Source organism: Cypionkella sp. (assembly GCF_028290025.1).
GTDB lineage: Bacteria > Pseudomonadota > Alphaproteobacteria > Rhodobacterales > Rhodobacteraceae > Cypionkella.
Genome location: NZ_JAQGKQ010000108.1, coordinates 58,377 through 75,865, shown reverse-complemented (window position 1 = coordinate 75,865; position 17,489 = coordinate 58,377). Strand labels below are relative to the sequence as shown.

The following is a 17,489-nucleotide window of genomic DNA, read 5'->3' as shown; positions in this document are numbered from 1 at the left end:
CGGATCAAGTCCGGGGCGGCGTAGCGTTTCTGCAGCCGCCACAGCACCAATCAAAAGCGAACCAAGCAAAAGCATTGCGGCAATCGCGCCGCTTGCAGCCACGCCTGCGCCGCCTTAGACGCTTCCTCAAGCAATCATGGGCGATAGCATGGCCGACACCACCATTGAACAACGCGCATCGTCAAAGAAAGTCGGCGCCCTGCGCGGCCTCTGGCCCTTCCTGCGCCCTTACCGCCCGATGATGATAACCGCTGGGCTCGCCCTGATCCTGACCGCTTCGGTCAGCCTGATCCTGCCAATGGCCGTCCGCCGCGTCATCGACAACTTCAACTCCGGCGACCTGAGCCTTGTCGATAAATACTTCGGCGCAGCCCTGTTGATCGCCGCCGCCTTGGCCATCGGCACCGGCATCCGCTACTATTTCGTCACCCGTCTGGGCGAGCGTGTCGTCACCGACATCCGCCGTGCCTTGTTTGATCGCGTTATGGGTATGAGCCCCGCCTATTTCGAGAAAACCTTGACGGGCGAAGTGCTTAGCCGCATCACCACCGACACCACCCTCATCCTATCCGTCATCGGCTCCTCCGTCTCGGTAGCCCTGCGCAACATGCTCACCGTCTTCGGCGGCTTGGTGCTGATGAGCCTGACCTCCGCCAAACTCACCGGCCTCGTGCTGTTGATCGTGCCCGCCATTATCATCCCGATCGTCACTTTAGGCCGCCGCCTGCGCAACCAAAGCCGCGAGAACCAAGACTGGATCGCCCAAAGCTCAGGCAAAGCCTCCGAAGCCCTCAGCGCCGTGCAAACCGTGCAAAGTTTCACCCACGAAAGCCTCACCCGCGCCGATTTCGCCGAAGTCTCCGAACGCAGCTTTGCCTCCGCGAAAACCCGCATGGCCACCCGTGCCGCAATGACGATGATAGTAATTTTCCTCGTCTTCGCTGGCGTCGTAGGCGTGTTGTGGATGGGCGCGCGTGATGTACACGCGGGCACCATGACCCCCGGCCAATTGGTGCAATTCGTAATCTACGCCGTCCTCGTCGCCGGAGCGGTCGGTTCCCTCTCCGAAATCTGGGGCGAAATACAACGCGCCGCCGGAGCCACCGAGCGCCTAGTTGAGATGCTAGACGCCACCGACCCCGTTGTTGAGCCCGCGAACCCCGCCACGCTAACCCGCCCCGTGCAAGGCGCGATCACCCTAGACAACGTGGTTTTCCACTACCCCGCCCGACCCAACGCCCCCGCGCTGCACGGCATCAGCCTGACGGTTCAGCCGGGCGAAACCGTCGCCCTCGTCGGCCCCTCCGGCGCAGGCAAATCCACCGTCCTGCAACTGCTGATGCGCTTTTACGACCCACAATCCGGCACGCTATCCCTAGACGGACAAGACCTGAAATCCCTCGCCCGCACCGACTTCCGGTCTGCAATGGCCCTCGTCCCGCAAGACCCGGTAATCTTCGCAACCTCGGCCTTAGAAAACATCCGCTTCGGCCGCCCCGACGCCACCGAAGCCGAAGTCCAAGCCGCCGCCCGCGCTGCTGCCGCCCACAGCTTCATCGAAAACCTGCCCAACGGCTACCAAACCTATCTCGGTGAGCGCGGCGTCATGCTATCGGGCGGCCAAAAGCAACGCATCGCCATCGCCCGCGCCATCTTGCGCGACGCCCCCGTGCTGCTGCTGGATGAGGCCACCTCCGCCTTGGACGCCGAATCCGAGCGCGACGTGCAAGCCGCCGTCGATCAACTCTCCAACGGCCGCACCGTCATCGTCGTCGCCCACCGCCTCGCCACAGTCAAACGCGCCGACCGCATCGTGGTGCTCGACCAAGGCCGCATCACAGCCATCGGCACCCACGACGAACTCGTCGCCGCCAACGGCCTCTACGCCCGCCTCGCCCGCCTGCAGTTTACTGACGGCAGCCTGTAGGGGAATCCCGCAGCACTTTTCCCTCTCACTTCGCAGCCCCACGCTGACTAACCCTGCGCGCAGAGCGTAAATAGGAGAGTTGATATGGGTTTGTGGAGTTTCGTGAAAGAGTCCGGCGCGTCGCTGTTTGGTAAAGCCGATGCCGCCACCGCGCCAGAACCAGAGGCGATCAAGGCCGCGATGGACAAAGTCGGGCTGGATACCACTGGCGTCGAGATCAAAGTTGAAGGCGACAAGGTCAAAGTCGAAGGCACCGCCGTGACGCCTGAGATGAAAGAGAAAATCATCCTCGCCGCCGGAAACGTGCAAGGCGTCGCCACGGTTGAGGCAGAGTCTGACGCGGCAGCCCCAGTGTTCTACACCGTTAAAAAAGGCGATAACCTTTCCACAATCGCCCAGCACACCTTGGGCAAAGCCAGCCTCTACACCGCGATTTTTGAGGCCAACAAACCGATGCTGAGCCATCCTGACAAAATCTATCCCGGCCAAATGCTGCGTATCCCGCCAGCCACCGTTTGATCGGCCAACAGCCTGCCGCAAGTGCTCCTCGTTCTTGCGGCGGGCTGATTGCAGTTCTAAGGCAAGTTTTCCTTGCCCCAGCTTTTCCTTGCCCATGATCGCAAACTTCCCCATCGTATGACCATCGAGGTCGCAGCAGAACGGCCGTTAAACGGGAGGACTATCATGGGCAGCTTCGCATCGCGCGCGGACCTCAAAGCTATTGAGGCGGAATCGTCGTGGGAAAACCGCGACATCGCGCATTCGATCTATGATTTCCTCAGTCGCACCGCTGCCAAACATGGCACCCGTCCAGCGATCAGCTACCAACTGCTGTCTGGCCCCACCGATCCCGCCCAAACCCTGTCGTGGACCCAACTGCACCAGCGCGTCACCCAAGCCGCGAACCTGTTCCGCAGCCTTGGCATCGGCCCGAATGACGTGGTCGCCTACATACTGCCAAACGCGCTGGAAACCGCCGTAACGCTGCTCGCCGGGGCTACCGCAGGCATCGTCAACCCGATCAATCCGCTGCTGGAGCCGTCGCAGATATCTTCGATCCTGCGCGAGACTGGCGCGAAAGTCGTCGTCACCTTGAAGGCATTCCCCAAGACCGATCTCGCGCAAAAGGTGGCCGAAGCCGTCGCCCACGCCCCCGGAGTCAAAACCGTGCTAGAGGTCGATCTGAACCGCTATCTCTCGCCACCAAAAAGCTGGATCGTGCCGTTCCTGCGCCCGAAAAACCCGATCCACCACACCGCCAACGTCAAGAATTTCACCGCCGAATGCGCCCGCCAGCCGAGCGATAAACTGAGCTTCGCTGATCGCACCAAAGACCACACCGCCGCCTATTTCCACACCGGCGGCACCACAGGAATGCCGAAAGTCGCCCAGCACCGCGCCTCGGGCATGATCTACAACGGCTGGCTCGGTGGCCGCCTGCTGTTCCGCGAAACCGATACCGTGATGTGCCCGCTGCCACTGTTCCACGTCTTCGCCGCCTACCCGATCTTGATGTCGATGATCGCTTCCGGCGCGCATGTAGTGTTCCCCACCCCCGCCGGCTACCGGGGCGAGGGCGTGTTCGATAATCTGTGGAAGCTGATCGAACGCTGGCAGGCGACCTATCTCGTCACCGTGCCGACAGCCCTTTCGGCGCTGCTGCAACGCCCGGTCAACGCCAAGATCGACAGCCTGCGCGGTGCGTTTTCCGGCTCCGCCCCGCTGCCGATTGACCTCTATAATCGCTTCGTGAAAATCACTGGTGTGGAAATTGTCGAAGGCTATGGCCTGACCGAATGTACCTGCCTCGTCGCGGTCAACCCCCCGGATGGCAACAAGAAAATCGGTTCCGTCGGCCTGCCGTTCCCCTATACCGAACTGCGCATCCTGCAAAAAACCCCCGACGGTTTCCGGGTTTGTGACACCGATGAGGTGGGTGAGATTTGCGTCTCCAACCCCGGCGTGTTTCCCGGCTCGACCTACACCGAGGTCGATAAAAACCGCGATCTGTTCGCCGACGGCATGTTCCTGCGCACCGGCGATCTCGGCCGCGTCGATGCCGATGGCTATCTGTTCATCACCGGGCGCGCCAAGGATCTGATCATTCGCGGCGGCCACAACATCGACCCCGCCACGATTGAAGAAGCCTTAATGGGCTGCGAAGGCGTTGGTTTCGTAGGTGCAATCGGTCAACCCGATGCCCATTCCGGCGAACTCCCTTGCGCTTATGTCGAGCTGTCCAAGGGCGCGACGTTGACCAGCGCCGACCTGATGGATTACGCCAAATCCCACATTGCCGAGCGTGCAGCCCAGCCCAAATACATCGAAATCCTTGATGAGTTGCCCAAAACCGCCGTCGGTAAAGTCTTCAAACCCGATCTACGCCGCCGCGCCATCACCCGGATTTACAACGCTGCTTTGGCAGAAGCAAAGCTGCCCGTCACCGTGCGCGAGGTGGTCGAGGATAAAAAACGCGGCCTCGTCGCCAAACTTGCAGCCACCAGCCCCGCCTCAACCGAAGCGGTAGCTGCCGTTCTGGGCGCATTCACCCAAGGCTGGGAATGGGCCGAAAAACCCTAAATCCCGATCAGACCCTCAATCGCGATAAAACGGTACAGTGGCCGCGCGTCGTGCCGTCACAAATCATCCGTATCCATCCAGATCGTCACCGGCCCGTCATTGTTCAAGCTGACATCCATATCCGCGCCAAATATCCCGTTGGAAACCTCGATCCCTTCCGCAGCCATCCGACCCGAGAAATACTCATACAACCGCCGCCCCTCGTCAGGTGCCGCCGCATAAGAAAACCCCGGTCGATTGCCGCGCAAATCCGCAGCCAGCGTGAACTGAGACACCACCAGCGCCGCGCCACCGGCATCCTTCACCGACAGGTTCATCTTGCCAGCAGCGTCCTTAAATATCCGCAGCTTGGCAATCTTGGCGGCCAGTTTATCGGCGTTAGCCTCGGCATCGCCCTGCATGGCACAGACGAATATCAACAGCCCCGCACCAATCTCGCCCACCACCGCGCCGTCAACCGACACCGAGGCGCGAGAAACCCGCTGCAACAAAACCCTCAAAGTTCGCTAGCCCAAGGCGGATTAGCCCCCGCGCGTGACACCGTAATCGCCGCCGCCCGCGTACCCAACGACAGCGCCGCATCCAGCTCGGCATCGCTCAACCGCGCCAGCCGCGCCTTCGACAATGCCCCCGCCTGATGCAAAGCCGCCAACACGCCTGCGTTGAACGTATCCCCGGCCCCGACGGTATCGACGACTTCGACCGTTTGAGCCGTGACAAACCGATCCTGCGTCGCCGTCACCGCCCGCGCGCCCGAAGCGCCTTCAGTGATAAACACCACCGTCGGCCCCTTCGCCAAAATCCCGCGCGCCAGCGTCACCAGATCGCCGTCACCCGCCAGCCAATGCAAATCCTCGTCCGACAGCTTCACAATATCCGCCCGCGCCACCATCCGCTCAATCCGCGCGCGATAGGCCACTTCTTTACCCGCAATGAAACCGGGCCGAATGTTCGGATCAATCATCGTCACCCGTAGCGGAGCCTCCCGCGCCTGCAACGCCTCGTAAGTGCTGGCCGCCGGATCGTTCACCAGACAAATCCCACCGACAAACACCGCATCGATCTCATCGCCCAACACTGGCAAATCTTCCAGCGCCAGCATCCGTCCCGCCGTACCTTCATCATAAAACGCGTAGGTCGCTTGCCCGTTCACCAGCTTCACAAACGCCACCGTCGTCGGCCGATCCGAGCGCGCGCAATGCGAGATGTCGACGTTCGAGGCTTTCAGCGTATCCGCCAAAATCTCACCCAGCATGTCGTTTGATAAACCCGAAAAGAACCCCGAAGGCGCGCCCAAACGCCCCAAAGCCATCGCCGTATTGAACACCGCACCCCCCGCATAGGGCGCAAAAGCCGCCTCGCCTTCGGTCGAACGACGCGGCAGCATGTCAATCAGGGCTTCCCCACAGGACAGAATCATTACGGCCTCCCTTGGCGTTTTCGCGACAATACATGATAGGCCGAAGTTAGCGCAAACAGCCGCTTACCCGAAATATGGTGCCAGATTGGCGCGCACCCGGTCCAGCGGTGTTGCCCCCGTCATATCCGGCACAAACGTCCGCCCGGTGATTGCTTCAAATGCCTCAATATAAACCTTCGAGGTCGCCAGAATGATATCTTCCGGGATTTCCGGGATGTCATCGACATAAGGATCGCAACGCGCGCCGACCCACGAGCGGATCACGTCCTTGTCGAAACTCGGTGGCCGGGTGCCCGCCTCAAACGCCGCCTGATAGCCGCTGGCGATCCAATACCGGCTGGAATCCGGCGTGTGAATCTCATCGGCGATCAGGATATTGCCGTCAGCATCCAGCCCAAACTCATATTTCGTATCGACCAAAATCAGCCCACGTTCCGCCGCCATCTTCTGCCCGCGCGCGAACAACGCCAGCGCCTTGGCCGAAACATCCGCCCATTGCGCAGCCGTCAACAACCCTTGGCTGATAATTTCATCCGCCGTCAAAGGCTCATCATGCGCGCCGTCGAACGCTTTCGAGGTCGGGGTGATAATTGGTGCCGCCAACACCTGATTGTCGCGCAATCCATCCGGCAACACATGGCCATACATCGCGCGCACGCCCTTTTTGTATTGCGTCAGCACTGACGTGGAAGTCGTCCCCGCCAGATACCCGCGCACCACGATTTCCACCGGCAGGATCGTTACATGCTTGCCGATCACCACATTCGGGTCGGGGTATTCCAGGACATGATTGGGGCAAATGTCCGATGTGTGGTCAAACCAGAACCGCGCCATCTGGGTCAGCACTTGGCCCTTGAACGGGATCGCCGCCAGTATCCGGTCAAACGCCGAAATCCGGTCAGATGAGATCAGAATCCGCCGCGCAGGCTGGTCCGCCGTGGCGGGCAGATCGTAGCAATCGCGCACTTTGCCGAAATACGGGTTTGGCAGTTCGGCAATGCGGGCATGGTCAAGAACGCGGGAAAGATCGGTCACGGATTGGCCCCCAAGCTGCCCAGAAATGCTGTTTCGCCTCATCGCGCGCAGGCAGGCGAGAGTCAACCTTCCGCCAACTTGCGCTTGCCCAAACTCAGTCCATCCAACGAGTGTTTTAACCGCCAAACATCGACGGATCGTAAAGATACGCCGCGCCTGCCGCCAAAATCAGCGCCGCAAGCACCGCAAAGCTGATCTTCCACCAGCTGTAAGGCCGCTCACCTTGCACTTCGCCAGTCTGACCATTCACCAAAAACCGATAGCTTTTACCGCCATATTTATACGCAGCCATCCAGATCGGCAGCAGCACATGCTTGAACGTCTCATCGCTGTAATCGGTATCCACCGACTCCACCCGCTGCACATCGCCGCCGATATCCTGCCGCACGTCGCCTTCGATTACCCCGGCCATCACCTGCTTTGCGTTGCCCCAGCCATCCGCCAGCCCCACGGTATAGCCCTCGGCCTGAAAGCCCGCGAGGTAGTCGGCGGAGTACGGCTCCAGCTTGCTCAAATCCCACGGCGTCAGATCATTGCTCAGCCGCGCGGGCAGGCTGGTGGAAGCCATCACCAACACATCGTTAAAATCACGCGACACCCGACCCGAGGCTGCAAACCAGCGGGTTTTCTGAACCTGCTGTTGGCGTCGTTCGGTCTTGCCATTGACCGTGACGTTAACCCATTGGGTCTCATAGTAATACTCGCCGCGCTGACCGCGATAGCGGCTGTCGGTATCGGCGTCAAAAGTCCAGAACGGCGCGTAAATCCCATCCATTGCCCGCCCCGCCCGGGTATATTCCAGCAGCGAGTTTGGCGCGAACCACAGGCCCCCCAGCCAGCCTTTCAAGGCGGTGCGCGCTTGGCTTTCGGTCACCTCGAACGGCACCAACGCTTGCGGTTTGATCCGACGATGACTGCCGGTATCGACCACCACAGGCGTCGCACAAAACGGGCATTGGCTGGCGTGATTGGCCCCCTGAAACTCCACCACCGCGCCGCAATTCGGGCAACTGGTCGAGCGGACTTCCTCAACAGCCGCATCCGGCAGATCATCGGCCAACCCCTTGGCGAGATCATGTTCAACCAGCGCGCTCGCCTTTTGACGCGGCGCTGTCGCGGGGATGGCTTGCACAAAGCCGCAATGGTCACATTTCAACTCGGTCTGACCCGGCGCATAGCGCAGGTCGGCCCCGCATTGCGCGCAGGGCCAGTGATTTGTCTGCATTACGGCCATGGAGGGTCAGCCAGCCAAAGGCGGCGGTGGCGGCATCATCGCGAACAGCTTGGCAAGCTCGGTTTCAGCGGCAGGCTTCCAGCCGTCTTGACCTGCTGTCCAGACCTGCGCGCCGCGATCCAAAGCGCCCGAAGCCACCATTGCTGTCAGATCGCCCTCTGAGAATGGTCCCTTGGTGACGCCATTCTCAGCCACATGCCAAGCTTTGCCGGCCGCAGCAGGCTGCGGCGGTGGCGGTGCGGCGTTAGGTACAGCACCCCAAGGCCCCGCACCGCTGGCCATGTTCATCCCCATGCCCGCCGCCATGCCTGCCCCGACCATCGCTCCCACACCACTGTTGGGTTGCGCCATGCCCTCGGCCGCATTGAACTGCATGTATTTGTTCAGATCGCCCGCCACCCCCATCGAGGTGCGCTTATCCAGCACCTTCTCAACTTCTTCCGGCAAGCTGATGTTTTCGATGTAGAACTCCGGGATCGCCAGCCCATATTCCGCAATCTTCGGCGCGATCGCGGTGGCGATCAGCTTGCCCAAATCAGCGGTATTCGCCGCCATGTCCAGCACCGGGATCCCCGATTTCGCCAGCACCTGAGACGCTTCCTGAACAATCACATTGCGCACCTGATCGCTGATCTCATCCGAGGTAAACTCGCCATCGGTGCCAACGATTTCCTTCAGAAACACCGCAGGATCGGCCACCCGCATCGAGTAACTGCCAAATGCCCGCAGCCGCACCGGCCCGAACTCGGGGTCGCGGCACATGATCGGGTTTTTCGTGCCCCATTTCTGATCGTTAAACCGCGTGGTGTTGATGAAATACACCTCCGATTTGAACGGTGACTCGAAGCCATGATCCCAGCTTTGCAGCGTCGTCATAATCGGCATGTTGTTGGTTTCAAGCACATACATGCCCGGCCCAAACACATCGGCCAACTGCCCCTCATGCACAAACACCGCCGCCTGACCCTCACGCACCGTCAGCTTGGCACCGTATTTGATCGCATTGCCCTGCCGCTCAAACCGCCAGACCATCGTATCGCGGGTGTCATCCAGCCAAGTGATGACGTCAATAAACTCGCCCTTCAGAAATCCGAAAACCATGACTTACTCCTCAATGCCCGCAAGGGCGTAGCCGTCCCCATCCGTCAGACGACGGGCGAGTGTTTCCACGATTGGCCCTGCCGTAGCCTCGGTCATGCCGGGGCGTAAAGCGGGGTTATACAGCATCCTTAACAGCATTTCATCCTGTGTGGTCAGCAAGGCGAATTCTTCATCATCGTTGAAGATCGAAGGCCGCGCTTTGGGACTGTCATTCGGTAAGCCTAAACCTTGCGCGATTTCTTCGTGAATACACGACATCCGCAACAGATCAGGATGTTCAGCCCGGATCACCGCAAAAGCTGCGGTATAAACCCCAGACGAGCCCGCCGACTGCGCGTAAACAATGCAATAGGTCGAGCGCGGCATCGCGGTAATACCGCTGACATCATTTGCCGTCAGCCCCGGCATTGCGGCGCGCAACACCGGCCCCAAAGCCTGCCGCTCATCCTCCGAGACGATGTAGACCCAGAAGTTCGGGCGATTGTCATCCAACCGGATCGGATGCCCGGTAATCCCCTGCAATCGTTGCAGATAAGACCCAACCCGCGCGGTATCGGTCGCACGCATCTGCGGCGAAACCGACGCGCCGAACCGCAACCCCACCCGCACCGGAGCAGCCCACCGCCGCAATGTGCTGATGGTTTGGCGCTGCACGGTGGTGTCGTTCGACCGCTCATATTCATCGTATAGCGCCACGCGGATAAAGTTATCCGCCAGCATCCGGTCGGTATAGGGCGTGTCCGTGCCGCCGCCATCGGTGCGAAGCAAACCTTGCGCCAGCAAGCCCTGCTGCACCTGCGCGTAATACGCCCGCGCCGCCGCACTCGCGGCCGTTTCCGGCAGCGGCACGGCTTCCGGTATCACCGCCTCAACCGCAGGCGGCACGGGTTTCGTTTCGACTATCGGAGCCTCAGCGCAGCCCACCAGCGCCACAGCGGCCATAACACCACCCCAGCGTTTCACCACAATGGGCAACACCCGCATCATGATCAGACAGCGCCGCCGATATTAGCACCCGTGCCCGTATTGCGCGCCTTGGCAGAGGATAACGTATCGCGCAATTCGCCTTCCATCTTCACCAACTCAATCTCAGCCGCAGCCCTGCGCGCCTTGCCCTCATCGGCAATCGCCAGGCTTTCCTCAATCGTCGCTACCAAGGTCGCATTGGCCTTTTGCACAGCCTCAATATCAAACACCCCACGCTCCATCTCGGTGCGCACGATCTTGTTGGCCTCTTGCAGATTGTTGGCATTTGCGGTCAGCAGATCATTGGTCAGATCGTTGGCATCCTTGATCGCAATCGCCGCTTCTTTGGAGCGTTGGATCGTCACCGCCTGCGCCAGTTGAGTTTCCCACAACGGCACGGTGTTCATCAAGGTCGAGTTGATCTTGCCGACGAGGCTTTTGTCGTTCTCTTGCACCAACCGGATCGACGGCAGCGATTGCATCGTCACCTGACGCGTCAGTTTCAGATCGTACACCCGCCGCTCCAGATCATCCCGCGCCGCGCGCAGATCGCGCAACTCTTGCGCCCGGATCAACTGATCAGCCTCAGGCGCTGCCTTAACAGCCGCCTCACGCGCCGGAATATCCGTCGCATCGAGTTCCTTCAACTTGGCCTCACCCGCCGCGATATACAGCCCGAGCTCGTTATAAAACGTCAGCGTCTTGCCATACAGGATATCTAGGCTTTTGATATCTTTCAACAATGTCGTCTCATGCACCAACAGGTTTTCCGTCACCTTGTCGATCTGAGTCTGCACCTGCTCATACCGCGCCATAAACTCCGCCAAGGGCGCCGCATGACCCGTTAGCCACTCCCACCAGCTTTGCTTGCGGTTCACATCCAGTTCTTCACCCGAAAAGCCGCGAATAGTGCTGACGATCTCGCGCAGACTGTCCCCCGCAGGCCCAACGTCCTTGTTCTTCACGCCTTGCAGCATCTCTTGCGAAATCACCTGCAATTCCGCCTGCGCGCCCGAGCCAAACGAGATGATCGACTGCGTGTTGGTCATATCCAACTCGGCCATCCGCTTACGAATATCCTCCGCAACCGGGGCAGGGGCCGCTTCCAGCGCCACAACCTCTCGTCCCGGTTCAGCCAAGATCACGGCGGTCACTTTTTCAACTTCAGCCAACGAGGTGGCAGCGGCAGCGCGGATATCTTCGGTCATGGCTCTCACTTTTTCAAAGCCCGATCAGGGCAGATTAGGGGCGCAAACTAGCAGCGCAACTTAGGTTTCCAGTTTCAACCGATCACGAAGCACCTGAATTTCAACGTCCAAATCAGTATGACTGCCTTGCAAAAGGCTTTCGGTGCGACTGGCGAAGGTCGTCTCTAACTCACCCAGCAGCGTCTCATAATCAGCGCGGATTTTCTGGTCGCGGCCCTGCGCATAGGCATCGGCGAACTTCACCGTCGCATCGCGCGCGCCCAGCAGATACACAGACAAATACTTGCGCGCCGCCGTCAGATCGCCCGGATCGCTTTCAACCGATCGAAACAGCCCGCGCGCAATCCCAGAAAACTTCGCCACACGGGCTTCCAACGCAGAATCCTTAGCGCGCAAAATCGCATCCTTCATGCCCGCCAGCAGCGCCTCGGCCTCATCGACCGCGCGCGCCACCCGCTCCACCTGAAAGCTGTCAACGCCCTCCATGCCCTTGTCGCGCATCAGGTCTAAGCCAAACGCGCCGACATGCAAGATCACGCCCGCCAGCCCCAGCAGCACCGCATAGATCATCGGTTGAGCCACCAGCGCGCCAACGCAAAGCCCGACACCCATCAGCACCGCCGCAAAAGCCTTGCGCGGAATAGCCGGACGCCGCGCCACATTGCGCGCATCATAAGCGTCGTTTGCAATCACGCCCTGCTGCGTAAGCCACGCCGCCAGCAGCAAAATCCCGCAGGCAGCCAACCCCATGATCAGCACACGCGGCTCGCCCTTGAACGCCAAAGCTGCAAACAGAAACGGCGGCAAAAACAGCGCCCGCGCCCGCCCTGCCGACTTGGAACGCCTCGGCATCCCGGGCGCAGGCACAGCCCCCGCGGCACCTTCGACCCGCGAATTGCTCGGAGAATACTTGCCGCCAAACCGCTCGGCCATTGCTACGCTCCCATCATTGGGCGCTACTAATGGCAACGTAAACCATCAGCGCCAGCAAGAGCATAAACGCGCCCGATTCCATACCCTTGGCAGACATGACGCCTCCTACTAACCCCGGGAAACCGCTAGACTTACGCCCCAACTATAAGCACAGCCGCCCCGTCCTGCCAGAGGGCAAAAACGGGGAACTATCGCCTTCACGCGCCACGCTTTGGCCGCCCACCCGCAGGCTTCGGCCCGCCCGCAGGCTTCCCGCCAAACTTCGGCCCAGCAGGCCCACCCCGCGTAGGAGCAGCCCGTTTCGCAGCTGGCTTCGCTGGCCGAAAATCACCCTCTGCTTTCTTCGCCGCCGTGCCAAACACGCGCGGCTTACCAGCGTCAGCCTCTTTCCGCGCCGCTGTCCCGAAACTGCGCGGCTTGGTCGCCTCACCCCAAGCCTCCGACAACTGCTTCAAGCCTTCGCCCGCCTTCAACCGCCGCCCCGAACTCGCGCCCTCGGCCTTGCCCGTGGTGGTGCGTGAAGCCCCGGCACGTGGCGCCCGCGTCCGCTTCGGCGCATCTTCATCCACCGTAGCGCCTTGGCCCAACTGATCGCGCAGCACCTTGCCCTTGACCTCTTCGACCTCACCTGGCTGCAAATCGTTCAAACGGAACGGCCCATAGCTGACCCGGATCAAGCGGTTAACCGTCAGGTTGATCGCCGACATCGCCCGCCGGATTTCGCGGTTCTTACCCTCGCGCAGACCCACCGTCAGCCAGGCATTCGCGCCTTGAATCCGGTCGATCACCACGATCATCGGCTGAAACCGCTCACCTTCAACCACGATGCCCTTGCGCAACGGCTCCAAATCCGGGTCCACTGGATTGCCATTCACCCGCACGCGATACTTCCGCAACCACCCGGTTGAGGGCAATTCAAGTCGCCGCTTCAACGCCCCGTCATTGGTCAGCAAAAGCAGACCTTCCGAGTTCAAATCGAGCCGCCCCACCGACATCACCCGCGGCAATTCCGCAGGCAGATTGTCAAACACCGTCTCACGGCCCTTCTCGTCGGACTCCGAAGTCACCAGTCCCTCAGGCTTGTAATACAGCCACAACCGCGCCTGCTCGGGCTCGCCGACCACCACACCGCGCACCACGATCTTATCCTTGGACGTGACATTCAAAGCCGGTGAGTCAATCACCTTGCCATTGACCGAAACCTCACCCAATTCAATCATCCGCTCAGCTTCCCGCCGCGAAGCCACCCCAGCCCGAGACAACACCTTGGCGATCCGGTCACCGTCCGGCGTCCCCGCCGCAGGCTTGGCTTGCACCGCAGACTTTCGCTCCACCGCTTTGCCCTCAACCCGAGGTCCAGCAACTTTGGGGGCGCTAATTTTCGGGGGATTTGTATTCTCGGCCATAGTCTCTTATCCTTCAACGGGCTCAGCGCGCGATCATCGCGGGCTATCTCATCAAACTATTCCTTCAACCGCCAAGGGGCAAGCGCCAAGGGGTAATCGGGTGTTCAAAACCTTCATGGACGCCGCCTTAGACCAAGCCCGCTTGGCCGCCTTACGCGGTGAAGTCCCCATTGGTGCCGTCGTGGTTAAGGACGGCCAAATCATCGCCGCCGCCGGAAACCGCACCCGAGAACTAACCGACCCCACCGCCCATGCCGAAGTCCTAGCCATCCGCGCAGCCTGCCGCCTCGCCAATTCCGAGCGCCTCCCCAATCACGACCTCTATGTCACCTTGGAACCCTGCCCAATCTGCGCCGGCACCATCTCCGCCGCCCGCATAGCGCGCCTATACTACGGTGCAGCCGACCCCAAATCCGGCGGCACACTCCACGGCGCACGCGTGTTCAGCCATCCGCAATGCCACCACATCCCCGAGATTTACGACGGCATTAACGCCGCCGAGTCAGAAGCCTTACTAAAGACCTTCTTCGCCCAACGCCGCTAACTGCATAAAAAATTTCTAAATTTGCGACTTCATCTTGGCCTAAATACTCCCGCCGGAGGCATCCTCTGCCAGCCAAAGCAGCCTCCGGCGGGGATATTTACGCAGAGAGGATGACCAAAGCGCAGTTCTCAGTCATCCGGCCACTTCAATCATCCGGCCGCTCCAACTCAAACGGCGCGCCAACCACCGCGTAATCGCGATACCCGAGCCGCGCCACCGGTCGCACCAGCGCCAGATCGAACCGCCCATCGCGCAGATATTCCTCGCGGATATGCACCCCAACAACCTCGCCGACCGCCATCCAACTGCCGCCGCCCAACTCCAACAGATGCGCCACCCGACACTCCAACGTCGCCGGAGCCTGCGCCACCCGAGGGCAATCAATCACCTTACACTCGGCCTTCTCGACCCCCGCCAGCGCAAATTCATCGACCCCACGCGCCACCGCCTCTGAACTCGCGTTCATCTCGGCAATCATGCTTTCGGCCACCACATTGACTGCAAACACCCCGGACTCGCGCAGATTAAAGATCGAATCCTTCAAACTCCCCGCGAACATCACCTGCATCGGCGCATCGTTCACCGCGTTGAAAAACGAATAGGGCGCAAGGTTATCGCCCAATGGCCCCCGCGTCGAAATCCAGCCAATCGGGCGCGGTGCCACAATCGCCTTGAACGGATTATGCGCCAACCCGCCATTTTTCGTGCTGGCATCCCTCAGCCCGCCATTCGTCGAACCAGCGCCATTTATCGGATCATAAAACATCCATATTCCCCTTCAGGTTTGATCCTGCGCAAACCCCATGTTACCCGCGTTTCCAGATGATTCTAGAAGGACTTCCCCGTGTATCAGATGGAAGAAGAAGTCGAGGATGACTGGTGGGAAGTCGAGGCGCTTTATGACCTTTGCTTCGCCCCCGGCCGTACCGCCTTGTCTTCTTACCGCCTGCGCGATGGCGTGCCCACTGTGGCCGCCCTGTGCCTGATCCTGCGCGATGCCGATGGCACGCTCGCCGCCGCGATCCGCTATTGGCCCGCCGAAATTGACGAGGGCGATGGCGAGGATGGCGAAGACGTGCTGCTGCTCGGCCCCATCGCCGTCCACCCAACCCGGCAGGGTGAAGGTCTGGGCGCCCTACTGATCAACGAAAGCCTCGCCGAAGCCCGCCGTCTGGGCTGGGAGCGCGTGCTGCTGGTCGGCGACGCGCCCTATTACGCCCGCTTCGGCTTCAAAAAGCTCGAAGGCGTGGTAATGCCGCCGCCCACCAACCCAGATCGCACCTTGGGTCTGGAGTTGAAAAAGGGCGCTTGGCAGGGCATAAAAGGCCATGTCACCAAAGCCAGCGGTGCCAGCCTGCCGCAAGCCTAAGCGCATCTCTTGCGCGAAGCCGATAAACCCACCACATTACCCAGATGACCCAGCTTCCCGCTCTGCGCTCGCCCAATACCGAATCCGAAATCGCGGAGCTTGCTCGCGCCTATAAGCGTGCCAACGGTCCGCTGATGACGCTGGTGAACAAACTTGGCGGCGGCCTGGAAAAGCAGATGGTGCTTATTCCGGCCGCTTTGCGTGCCCAGATCGAACAAATAGTGATCCGCGCCCTGACTGCCGCGCATGGCGTTGCGGGCTTAGGCGATCAGGGTCCAAAAATCGGCGGCAAAGCCTCAACCTTCGCCGCGATGGCAACCGGAGCCGCTGGTGGGGCAGGCGGCCTGCTCACCTCTATCGCCGAACTGCCCGTCACTATCACGCTCATCCTGCATACGATCCGGGCAGAGGCGATCCGCGCGGGCTTTGATCCCACCGAACCCGGCATCCGCGCCGCTTGTCTTGAGGTGTTCGCCGCAGGCACTCCGCTGCAATCGGACGATGGCGTCAACGCCGCCTTTCTGTCCGCCCGGATGACCCTGACCGGTCCCGCGATCCAGAAACTGATCGCCACGGTGGCCCCCCGTCTTGCTGCCACGATGGGCCAAAAACTCGCCGCCCAAGCCATTCCGGTGCTGGGCGCAGTCTCGGGCGCTGCCCTGAACGCCGCGTTTCTGACGTATTACCGCGAAATGGCCCGCATCCGTTTTGCCCTGATGCGTCTGGCCGCAACCCAAGGCGGAGAGGCCGTCGTCGCCGCCTTCGCCAAAGCCATCGAGCCACCGAAGATCACCAAAGCCCGATAGCCCGCACCGCCTGACGCGCTGCACTCAACCAAAGCTAAACCCCAGACGCTTCAGGCCAACTCGGCACGCTGGTATCAACTACTAACCATTTGATTAAAATTTTGCTTTCGCATTGGCTCAAATATCCCACGGGGGTCAGGTCATATCGGCTTAGAGCCAATGTGACTTTGGGGGTGTGAAACCCCCAGCGCTGGCCCCAAGCGCAGTATCAATCCTATGATCCAAGCCCGTCCAAACCGATCAATTAATCGCCCAAGGAACCATCCTGCAAACCGCCGCTCACAGCCAATAACCACCCCAACCCTAGACACTCCAAATTCCCCCGCTACATGCTCCGCAACCGAAGCCCGGAGTCCCACCATGCCCAAAGTCACCGGCGGCTGCCTCTGCGGCCAACTGCGCATCGAAGCCACAGGCGAGCCCTACCGCACCGGCCTCTGCCACTGCTTAGACTGCCGCAAACACCACGGCGCGCTGTTCCACGCCTCGGCAATCTTTCCCGACGCCGCCGTCACCATCACCGGCGCGTTCCAAACCTACAAAAACCGCAGCTTCTGCCCCTCCTGCGGCTCGTCAGTCTTCTCCCGCAGCGACGACGAAATAGAGGTCAGCGTAGGCAGCCTAGACGCCCCCGACCAATTCACCCCCACCTACGAACTCTGGACCATCCGCCGCGAAAGCTGGCTCCCCAAGTTCCCCCTGCGCCACTATCCCCAAGACCGCACCTCGACGGAACGCACCGAAGACTAGGCCCCCCAAAGCTGAAGCCCGAAGTCGAACCCCAGCCGCACCCGATTGCGATGCACAGGATACAAAGCCCCAACAGAACTCATCAACAATCAGGCCGAACACAACAATCGGGCGGGCGCTTTTGTGCTGTCCCGCTTAGAACGGCTGGGGGATTGGTTGCGGGATTAAGCGTGCAGAATTGGCGTTGAAGCGCCAGCCCGGCGGTCAGAC

17 protein-coding genes are annotated in these 17,489 nt (G+C 60.7%); 7 read left to right on the top strand and 10 right to left on the bottom strand.

Annotated features, from left to right (window positions below; translation table 11 throughout):
* The first annotated feature begins 148 nt into the window (after window positions 1-148).
* The 3 genes from JWS10_RS19240 to JWS10_RS19230 all read left to right on the top strand — a co-directional run bounded on the left by JWS10_RS19240 (window position 149) and on the right by JWS10_RS19230 (window position 4,507).
* Complete coding sequence (locus tag JWS10_RS19240; protein WP_299509405.1) at window positions 149-1,927, top strand: ABC transporter transmembrane domain-containing protein; 1,779 nt, start codon at window positions 149-151, stop codon at window positions 1,925-1,927.
* Window positions 1,928-2,011: 84 nt separating this feature from the next.
* A complete protein-coding gene (gene lysM, locus JWS10_RS19235) occupies window positions 2,012-2,446 on the top strand; it encodes a peptidoglycan-binding protein LysM (protein WP_299509404.1) in 435 nt (144 codons plus the stop codon).
* Between the two features lie 165 nt (window positions 2,447-2,611).
* A complete protein-coding gene (locus JWS10_RS19230; protein ID WP_299509402.1) occupies window positions 2,612-4,507 on the top strand; it encodes an acyl-CoA synthetase in 1,896 nt (631 codons plus the stop codon).
* Window positions 4,508-4,563: 56 nt separating this feature from the next.
* Here the strand turns inward: JWS10_RS19230 and dtd are convergent, their stop codons facing one another.
* The 9 genes from dtd to JWS10_RS19185 all read right to left on the bottom strand — a co-directional run bounded on the left by dtd (window position 4,564) and on the right by JWS10_RS19185 (window position 13,720).
* Complete coding sequence (gene dtd / locus JWS10_RS19225) at window positions 4,564-5,007, bottom strand: D-aminoacyl-tRNA deacylase (protein ID WP_299509401.1); 444 nt, start codon at window positions 5,005-5,007, stop codon at window positions 4,564-4,566.
* Window positions 5,004-5,927: a carbohydrate kinase gene (locus JWS10_RS19220; protein ID WP_299509399.1), complete on the bottom strand. Its 924-nt coding sequence runs from the start codon at window positions 5,925-5,927 to the stop codon at window positions 5,004-5,006. The genes dtd and JWS10_RS19220 overlap by 4 nt, the downstream gene beginning before the upstream one ends.
* Before the next feature lie 63 nt (window positions 5,928-5,990).
* Window positions 5,991-6,962: a phosphoribosylaminoimidazolesuccinocarboxamide synthase gene (locus JWS10_RS19215; protein WP_299509398.1), complete on the bottom strand. Its 972-nt coding sequence runs from the start codon at window positions 6,960-6,962 to the stop codon at window positions 5,991-5,993.
* A gap of 115 nt (window positions 6,963-7,077) precedes the next feature.
* Window positions 7,078-8,196, bottom strand: coding sequence for a primosomal protein N' (replication factor Y) - superfamily II helicase (locus JWS10_RS19210; protein ID WP_299509397.1), 1,119 nt, complete (start codon window positions 8,194-8,196; stop codon window positions 7,078-7,080).
* Window positions 8,197-8,202: 6 nt separating this feature from the next.
* On the bottom strand, window positions 8,203-9,297 hold the full coding sequence (locus JWS10_RS19205; protein ID WP_299509396.1) for an SPFH domain-containing protein: 1,095 nt from the start codon (window positions 9,295-9,297) through the stop codon (window positions 8,203-8,205).
* Window positions 9,298-9,300: 3 nt separating this feature from the next.
* Window positions 9,301-10,284 (bottom strand): DUF2927 domain-containing protein, encoded by a 984-nt coding sequence (locus JWS10_RS19200; RefSeq protein ID WP_299509395.1) that lies wholly within the window; start codon window positions 10,282-10,284, stop codon window positions 9,301-9,303.
* Between the two features lie 2 nt (window positions 10,285-10,286).
* On the bottom strand, window positions 10,287-11,471 hold the full coding sequence (locus tag JWS10_RS19195) for a toxic anion resistance protein (RefSeq protein WP_299509394.1): 1,185 nt from the start codon (window positions 11,469-11,471) through the stop codon (window positions 10,287-10,289).
* Window positions 11,472-11,531: 60 nt separating this feature from the next.
* Complete coding sequence (locus JWS10_RS19190) at window positions 11,532-12,404, bottom strand: 5-bromo-4-chloroindolyl phosphate hydrolysis family protein (protein WP_299509393.1); 873 nt, start codon at window positions 12,402-12,404, stop codon at window positions 11,532-11,534.
* A gap of 197 nt (window positions 12,405-12,601) precedes the next feature.
* Window positions 12,602-13,720 (bottom strand): pseudouridine synthase, encoded by a 1,119-nt coding sequence (locus tag JWS10_RS19185; RefSeq protein WP_366943561.1) that lies wholly within the window; start codon window positions 13,718-13,720, stop codon window positions 12,602-12,604.
* Window positions 13,721-13,925: 205 nt separating this feature from the next.
* Here JWS10_RS19185 and JWS10_RS19180 point away from each other — a divergent pair, with 205 nt between their 5' ends.
* Window positions 13,926-14,354, top strand: coding sequence for a nucleoside deaminase (locus JWS10_RS19180; RefSeq protein ID WP_299509408.1), 429 nt, complete (start codon window positions 13,926-13,928; stop codon window positions 14,352-14,354).
* A 145-nt stretch (window positions 14,355-14,499) separates the two neighbouring features.
* Here the strand turns inward: JWS10_RS19180 and JWS10_RS19175 are convergent, their stop codons facing one another.
* Complete coding sequence (locus JWS10_RS19175) at window positions 14,500-15,120, bottom strand: flavin reductase family protein (RefSeq protein WP_299509391.1); 621 nt, start codon at window positions 15,118-15,120, stop codon at window positions 14,500-14,502.
* A 78-nt stretch (window positions 15,121-15,198) separates the two neighbouring features.
* Here JWS10_RS19175 and JWS10_RS19170 point away from each other — a divergent pair, with 78 nt between their 5' ends.
* The 3 genes from JWS10_RS19170 (at window position 15,199) to JWS10_RS19160 (ending at window position 17,279) form a co-directional block, all read left to right on the top strand.
* Window positions 15,199-15,723 carry a GNAT family N-acetyltransferase gene (locus tag JWS10_RS19170; RefSeq protein WP_299477195.1) on the top strand — a complete coding sequence of 175 codons (525 nt, stop codon included), beginning with the start codon at window positions 15,199-15,201 and terminating at the stop codon, window positions 15,721-15,723.
* A 44-nt stretch (window positions 15,724-15,767) separates the two neighbouring features.
* A complete protein-coding gene (locus JWS10_RS19165; protein WP_299509390.1) occupies window positions 15,768-16,529 on the top strand; it encodes an EcsC family protein in 762 nt (253 codons plus the stop codon).
* Between the two features lie 360 nt (window positions 16,530-16,889).
* Window positions 16,890-17,279, top strand: a complete 390-nt coding sequence (locus tag JWS10_RS19160; RefSeq protein WP_299509389.1) for a GFA family protein — start codon at window positions 16,890-16,892, stop codon at window positions 17,277-17,279.
* Window positions 17,280-17,489: the final 210 nt, after the last annotated feature.